7 protein-coding genes are annotated in these 7,347 nt (G+C 58.9%); all 7 read left to right on the top strand.

Annotated features, from left to right (window positions below; translation table 11 throughout):
• Positions 1-308: 308 nt before the first annotated feature.
• The 7 genes from prfB to PMI32_RS03340 all read left to right on the top strand — a co-directional run bounded on the left by prfB (position 309) and on the right by PMI32_RS03340 (position 7,242).
• Positions 309-1,404 (top strand): peptide chain release factor 2 gene (prfB, locus tag PMI32_RS29415; RefSeq protein WP_157214382.1). Its coding sequence is split into 2 segments (ribosomal slippage): positions 309-380 and positions 382-1,404, totalling 1,095 coding nucleotides; the frame shifts between segments, so codons are not numbered across the junction.
• Between the two features lie 111 nt (positions 1,405-1,515).
• Positions 1,516-3,018, top strand: a complete 1,503-nt coding sequence (gene lysS, locus PMI32_RS03315) for a lysine--tRNA ligase (RefSeq protein ID WP_008034198.1) — start codon at positions 1,516-1,518, stop codon at positions 3,016-3,018.
• 102 nt (positions 3,019-3,120) lie between these two features.
• Entirely contained in the window at positions 3,121-3,837 is a 717-nt protein-coding gene (locus PMI32_RS03320; RefSeq protein ID WP_008034197.1) for a TetR/AcrR family transcriptional regulator, read from the top strand.
• 153 nt (positions 3,838-3,990) lie between these two features.
• Entirely contained in the window at positions 3,991-4,545 is a 555-nt protein-coding gene (locus tag PMI32_RS03325; RefSeq protein WP_008034193.1) for a hypothetical protein, read from the top strand.
• Between the two features lie 63 nt (positions 4,546-4,608).
• A complete protein-coding gene (locus PMI32_RS03330) occupies positions 4,609-5,859 on the top strand; it encodes a flavohemoglobin expression-modulating QEGLA motif protein (RefSeq protein WP_177318173.1) in 1,251 nt (416 codons plus the stop codon).
• Between the two features lie 142 nt (positions 5,860-6,001).
• Positions 6,002-6,916, top strand: a complete 915-nt coding sequence (locus PMI32_RS03335; RefSeq protein WP_008034180.1) for an alpha/beta hydrolase — start codon at positions 6,002-6,004, stop codon at positions 6,914-6,916.
• Entirely contained in the window at positions 6,913-7,242 is a 330-nt protein-coding gene (locus tag PMI32_RS03340) for a PA3694 family proteiin (protein ID WP_008034178.1), read from the top strand. Before PMI32_RS03335 ends, PMI32_RS03340 begins: the two co-directional genes overlap by 4 nt.
• The last annotated feature ends 105 nt before the right edge of the window (positions 7,243-7,347 follow it).

Raw genomic sequence — 7,347 nt, 5'->3', positions numbered from 1 at the left:
ATGCCGAGCCATAGCGAGGCACCGAACGAAAGGGGCAAGAGCCCTTGGTTACTTGGGGCTCTTCCAAGTGACTCGCCGTAAGGGCGAAACCAATAGCCGCCGTCACCAAAAGAACGGATATGTACTCCGACCGAAAACACAGGCCGGCTATCAGTCCGCCATCGCCAGCAAGCCGGCTCCTACAGTTGATCGGTGTACGGCCGCTCCGAAAACACACCGGGCCTTTTCGGCCAAGCGGGCTGCCGTTTCCGGCCGTTTGCCGTTATACTCGCCGGCTTTCAAAAGTTCGCCAACGAGTGCTGCCCGCCATGGAAATCAACCCGATCCTTAACACCATCAAGGACCTGTCCGAGCGCTCCGAAACTATTCGGGGGTATCTTTGACTACGATCAAAAGCACGAGCGTCTGACCGAAGTCAATCGCGAGCTTGAAGATCCGAGCGTCTGGAACAAACCTGAATATGCCCAGGAGCTGGGCCGCGAGCGCTCTGCGCTGGCACAGATCGTCGATACCCTGGACGAGCTGAACACCGGTCTGGCCGATTGCCGCGACCTGCTGGACATGGCCGTCGAAGAAAACGACGAAGGCGCAGTGGGCGATGTCGTCGCCGAGCTGGCCCGTCTCGAGGAAAACCTCGCCAAGCTTGAATTCCGCCGCATGTTCAGCCATGAAATGGACCCGAACAACGCCTACCTGGACATCCAGGCCGGCTCCGGTGGCACCGAGGCCCAGGACTGGGCCAACATTCTGCTGCGCATGTACCTGCGCTGGGCTGACAAACGCGGCTTCGACGCCACCATCATGGAACTGTCGGCCGGTGAAGTCGCCGGCATCAAGGGCGCGACCGTGCACATCAAGGGCGAATACGCCTTTGGCTGGCTGCGTACCGAGATCGGCGTACACCGCCTGGTGCGCAAGAGCCCGTTCGACTCCGGCAACCGTCGTCACACTTCGTTCTCGGCGGTTTTCGTCTCGCCAGAGATCGATGACAAGGTGGAAATCGAAATCAACCCGGCAGACTTGCGGATCGACACCTATCGCTCCTCCGGTGCCGGTGGTCAGCACGTAAACACCACCGACTCGGCCGTACGTATCACCCACGTACCGACCAACACCGTGGTCAGCTGCCAGAACGAACGTTCCCAGCACGCCAACAAGGACACCGCCATGAAAATGCTGCGGGCCAAGTTGTACGAGCAGGAAATGCAGAAGCGCAACGCGGCGTCCCAGGCGCTGGAAGACACCAAGTCCGATATCGGCTGGGGTCATCAGATCCGTTCTTATGTACTCGATGCCTCGCGCATCAAGGATCTGCGCACTAACATCGAGCGCAGTGACTGCGACAAGGTACTCGACGGTGATATCGATGAATACCTCGAAGCGAGCCTGAAGTCGGGCTTGTAAGCAATGCAATACGGGATCGGCTGACACCCCCCGATCCCCTGTAGGAGCCAGCTCGCTGGCGATCCCCGGCCGCAGGCCGGGGGCAACGAACCAGATGGAATATCTAAAGACATGAGCGACCTAGAACTCGACCCGCAAGCCCTGCAACAGGAAGAAAACTCCCTGATCGCCCTGCGCAAGGAAAAGCTTGCTGCCGAGCGCGCCAAGGGCAATGCCTTCCCGAACGACTTCCGCCGCGAAAACTACTGCGAAGACTTGCAGAAACAGTACGTGGACAAGACCAAGGAAGAGCTCGCAGAGGCTGCAATCCCGGTCAAGGTTGCCGGTCGCATCATGCTCAACCGTGGCTCGTTCATGGTGATCCAGGACATGACCGGTCGCATCCAGGTCTACGTCAACCGCAAGACCCTGTCCGAAGAAACCCTGGCCGCGGTGAAAACCTGGGACATGGGCGACATCATTGCCGCCGAAGGCACCCTGGCCCGTTCCGGCAAGGGCGACCTGTACGTTGAAATGACCAGCGTGCGCCTGCTGACCAAATCCCTGCGCCCGCTGCCGGACAAGCACCACGGCCTGACCGACACCGAACAGCGCTATCGTCAGCGTTACGTTGACCTGATCGTCAACGAAGACGTGCGCCAGACCTTCCGCGTGCGTTCGCAAGTCATCGCCCACATTCGCAGCTTCCTGATGCAGCGTGACTTCCTGGAAGTGGAAACGCCGATGCTGCAAACCATTCCGGGCGGTGCAGCGGCCAAGCCGTTCGAAACGCACCACAACGCGCTGGACATGGAAATGTTCCTGCGTATCGCGCCTGAGCTTTACCTCAAGCGTCTGGTGGTTGGCGGTTTCGAGAAAGTGTTCGAGATCAACCGCAACTTCCGTAACGAAGGCGTTTCGACTCGTCACAACCCTGAATTCACCATGTTGGAGTTCTACCAGGCTTACGCCGACTACGAAGACAACATGGACCTGACCGAAGAACTGTTCCGCGAGCTGGCGCAGCTGGTTCTGGGCAGCACCGATGTGCCTTACGGCGACAAGGTGTTCCACTTCGGCGAACCGTTCGTGCGTCTGTCGGTGTTCGATTCGATCCTCAAGTACAACCCTGAGCTGACTGCCGATGATCTGAACGACATCGACAAGGCCCGCGCCATCGCCAAGAAAGCCGGCGCCAAGGTGCTGGGCTTCGAAGGCCTGGGCAAATTGCAGGTGATGATTTTCGAAGAGCTGGTCGAGCACAAGCTGGAGCAGCCGCACTTCATTACCCAGTACCCGTTCGAAGTGTCGCCGCTGGCTCGTCGAAACGACGACAACCCGAACGTTACCGACCGTTTCGAATTGTTCATCGGTGGCCGTGAAATCGCCAACGCCTACTCCGAGTTGAACGACGCGGAAGACCAGGCCGAGCGCTTCATGGCGCAGGTGGCCGACAAGGACGCCGGCGACGACGAAGCCATGCACTACGACGCCGACTTCGTTCGTGCGCTGGAGTACGGCATGCCGCCAACGGCCGGTGAAGGCATCGGCATCGACCGTCTGGTGATGCTGCTGACCAACTCCCCGTCGATCCGCGATGTGATCCTGTTCCCGCACATGCGGCCGCAAGCGTAAATGTTTCAATTAAAAAGCCGCCTATAACAGGCGGCTTTTTATTGCCTGTCTGGTACAAACGTATCAATTGGTTACTTTTGAAATGAGAGAGGAATTCCTGTCGTGAACCGTGCAATGGCTCAAGAAGGTGCAGCGGGTATCGCCACTGCGGTCGCTGAAAGTGTTCAGTACCAGGGCCGCAAGGCCAGCCGTCAGGGCAGCGAGCAGCGTCGACAGGACATTCTCGATGCGGCCATGCGCATTGTCGTGCGCGATGGCGTGCGGGCCGTGCGTCACCGTGCGGTTGCTGCAGAAGCGGGTGTGCCGCTGTCGGCCACCACTTACTATTTCAAGGACATCGATGACTTGCTCACCGATACCTTTGCCCAATATGTGGAACGCAGCGCGGCGTTCATGGCCAAGCTGTGGGTGAACAATGAAGGGCTGCTGCGCGAGATGGTCGTCAGCGGCGACGGCAGCCCCGAGTCGCGCTCGCAACTGGCGGACGACATTGCACGGTTGATGGCGGACTATGTTCACCGGCAACTGATCAACCGTCGCGAACACCTGATGGCCGAACAGGCGTTCCGTCAGGAAGCGCTGCTGAACCCGCGCCTGGCGGAGCTGGTGCGCTCGCATCAGCAGATTCTCCTGCAGGGTACGTGTCAGCTTTTCCAGGTTTTGGGTTCCCGTGAGCCACACCAGGATGCCAAAGTGTTGACGGCGATTATCGGACGGATGGAATATCAGGGGCTGCTCAACGACGCCGAGCCTGACGCCGAAGCTGAAATGCTCGGTATCCTGACCCGCTACATGCATTTGGTACTGGCGTCGGTGTGATCCTGCGATGAACCTGTAGGAGCGAGGCTTGCCCGCGAAGGCGATTTAACATTCAACAGATGATGTGTTGACTGACGCATCGCCTTCGCGGGCAAGCCACGCTCCTACAGGGACAGTGAGCAATCGGGGGACTGTGTTCATAGGGAGTATTGAATGAAAGCCTGGCGCGTCGTTGTGATCGCCTTGTCGATCCTGCTGCTCAGTGGCTGTCTGGTGACCTTCAGGGAGCCATTACCCACGAGCGACCCCGCGCCCAAAGGATTACTCGGCAAATGGACCAGCACCAACGCCTGGGGCGAGCCGCTGAACCTGGAGCTGACGCGCATCGGCGACAATCGCTATCAGGCGGTCAGCTACTTCAAGGCCAAACCCAAGGAACGCGAAGCCTATCCCTTCACCGTCTCGCGCCATGGCAACCGCTGGTACCTGTCGGCAAAAGTCCCGGCGCAGTTTGGCGGGCATTTCACCATTGCCGGTTTCGAACTCACCGACAAGCATGAACTGGTGGTCTACAACCTCGACCTCGAGCAGATCAACCAGGCCCTGGGGCAAAAAGTCCTCAGCGGCGAAGGTTTCCAGACCGACGACGGTGACGGCGTGCTGATCAACACACGCATGGACCAAGTCTTCGCTTACCTCGACGATCCGGCCAATTCCGATGTCTTCGTCGAAGCCGTGCGCTATCAGCGCCTGGCCAAAGCCAAATAAACCCAGCACATAACGGTTTTTCTACAGGAGTTTCGGGTGGACGATTACCAGCAGACGATACGCATGTTGTCCGATCGCATTGTGCTGGCGCAGACGCCGATTCGCGTCCTGGATGCAGTGAAGTGGGACGACAGCATCCGCAAGGGTTTCCTCAAGGCCAAGGGCAAGGAAATGCCGGCGGTGGACCGTGATTACTACCTGAACCGGCCGCTGTCCTTCGACTCCAGCAAAGTGAAACTGGAATTCCAGAACATCGAGCGTGACATCACCCGTCAGCTTGGCCAGTTCAACCCGGTCGGCCAGATCATGCGGCGCATGTGCAAGGAATACCGGATGGTGGTGCGCATGCTTGAAGCGCGCGGCACCGAGGATTTCGGCCTGATTTCCCAGGAGTTGTATGGCGCGGCGTCCGACGCGTTTCACGCCGGTGACCCGACCCTGTCCGACCTCGGCCTGATGCTCTCCGATTATTTGAACAACATCGATGGTCGTGGTGACCTGAAGGACGAGCCGAAAATCCTCACCGCCAAGGACGCCGTGCATTTGTTGCAAACCCGGCTGAGCAAAGTGTTTGGCGAGGCCGAGGAAACCATTCGGGTGTTCGAGTCCGACGGCATCGTCGCCGATGCGGCGGCCGGCGCCGACTACATCAAGATCCGCACCGATGCGATGTTCAACGAGCGCGATGTGCGTGCGCTGGAAGTCCATGAAGGGCTGGTGCATGTCGGCACTACGCTCAACGGTCTGAACCAGCCGATCTGCACCTTCCTGTCCAAGGGGCCACCCTCGTCGACGGTGACCCAGGAAGGCCTGGCGATCCTGATGGAAATCATCACCTTCGCCTCCTACCCGAGCCGCCTGCGCAAACTGACCAACCGTACCCGCGCCATTCACATGGTGGAGGAGGGCGCGGACTTCCTGCAGATCTTCGAGTTCTTCCGCGAGCAGGGCTTTGAAATGGCGGAAAGCTACGGCAACGCCAGTCGGGTTTTCCGTGGTTCGGTGCCGAACGGTCTGCCATTTACCAAAGACTTGTCCTACCTCAAGGGCTTTATCATGGTTTACAACTACATTCAGTTGGCCGTGCGTAAAGGCAAACTTGAGCAAGTGCCGCTGCTGTTTTGCGGCAAGACTACGCTGGAAGACATGCGCACCTTGCGCCAGTTGGTCGATGAAGGCTTGGTGGTGCCGCCGAAATACCTGCCGGAACAGTTCCGTGACATGAACGCGCTGTCGGCGTGGATGTGCTTCTCCAACTTCCTGAACCACCTGAGCCTGGACCGGATCGAAGCGGATTACTCCAATATCCTCTAATCACCGCATACCTTGTAGGAGCGAGGCTTGCCCGCGAAGGCGTTGTGTCAGTCAACATGCCTGTTGAATGTTATGCCGCCTTCGCGGGCAAGCCTCGCTCCTACAGGACTTGCTATCAATCCTAAAAGCGAGGTTTCAACGGATGAGAATCCTCGGCATCCTCTTCCTGCTTCTAACCCTCGGCGGGTGCAGCTCTTTGCTGTTCTACCCCGAGCCCGGCCAGCTGTTCACCCCGGAAAAAGCCAAACTCGAATACCGCGACGTCACCCTCACCACGGCCGATGGCCTCAAGCTGCATGGCTGGTGGCTGCCAGCGAAAAAAGGCGTCGAAGTCAAAGGCACGGTGCTGCACCTGCACGGCAACGGCGGCAATCTGCCGATGCATCTGGGCGGCAGCTGGTGGTTGCCGGAGGAAGGCTATCAAGTGCTGCTGATCGATTATCGCGGTTACGGTTTGTCCGAAGGCGAACCAAGTTTGCCGGCGATCTATCAGGACATCGACGCGGCGTTCAAGTGGCTCGACCAGGCGCCGGAGGTCAAAGGCAAACCGTTGATCCTGCTCGGGCAAAGTCTGGGCGGCTCAATGGCCGTGCATTACCTGGTTCAGCATCCCGAACGCCAGAAACAACTCAAGGCCTTTGTCCTCGATGGCGTGCCCGCCAGTTATCGCAGCATCGGCCAATTCGCCCTGAGCAATTCCTGGCTGACGTGGGCGTTCCAGGTGCCGCTGTCGTGGCTGGTGCCGGACGGTGACAGCGCGATCCACTCGATGACGCAGCTCAACGGTGTGCCGAAACTGATCTATCACAGCATCGACGATCCGATCGTGCCCCTTTCCAACGGCATCCGTCTGTATCAAGCTGCGCCGCCGCCGCGAGTGCTGCAATTGACCCGTGGTGGTCATGTGCAGACGTTTGCCGACCCGGTCTGGCGCAAGGTCATGCTGCGATACCTTGATGACCCGCAGCATTTCAACGGTCTGCGCCGCTTGGGTGAAATTCCCAACTACCCGGCACCCCCGAATTCAGAAGATGAACCACCAGAGAGTCCGCAATGAGTGAAGAACGTAACGCCATCCCGCTGATCATCACCGGTATCTGCAGCATCCTCGGCACCGTCGGGGCCTTGTGGTACTACGGTTACCTGCACTTCGCCAAACCCGAAGATGCGCTGCTGCTCAGCGACTTCGCCATGCTCAAGACCGTGCCGGGCGAAGACTACAAAGTCTCCCTGGAACCGGCTCCACAAGTGGCCCAGTGCATCGATGGCGTGCTGGTGATGTTCGACACCGAACAGAAAGGCCTGACCGGCGTATTGGTCAACAACAAGAAAAAAGCCGTGCGCTGCATGGGCCAGGAAACTCCGCAGAAGCTGGAGCAGTAACTGTAACGCGGTTAAATCACACAGACCGCGTTGCCTTCATCGCCAGCAAGCCGGCTCCTGCAGGTTTGCGTTGATCCTGTAGGAGCCGGCTTGCTGGCGATGGCG

It is taken from the genome of Pseudomonas sp. GM60 (assembly GCF_000282415.1).
Lineage (GTDB): Bacteria > Pseudomonadota > Gammaproteobacteria > Pseudomonadales > Pseudomonadaceae > Aquipseudomonas > Aquipseudomonas migulae.
This window is presented reverse-complemented; position numbering and strand designations above follow the sequence as displayed.

Coding starts and splice junctions, on each gene's coding strand:
- lysS (WP_008034198.1), top strand. CDS start 1,516: ATGAGCGACCTAGAACTCGACCCGCAAGCCCTGCAACAGGAAGAAAAC.
- PMI32_RS03325 (WP_008034193.1), top strand. CDS start 3,991: ATGAAAGCCTGGCGCGTCGTTGTGATCGCCTTGTCGATCCTGCTGCTC.
- PMI32_RS03330 (WP_177318173.1), top strand. CDS start 4,609: ATGTTGTCCGATCGCATTGTGCTGGCGCAGACGCCGATTCGCGTCCTG.
- PMI32_RS03335 (WP_008034180.1), top strand. CDS start 6,002: ATGAGAATCCTCGGCATCCTCTTCCTGCTTCTAACCCTCGGCGGGTGC.
- PMI32_RS03340 (WP_008034178.1), top strand. CDS start 6,913: ATGAGTGAAGAACGTAACGCCATCCCGCTGATCATCACCGGTATCTGC.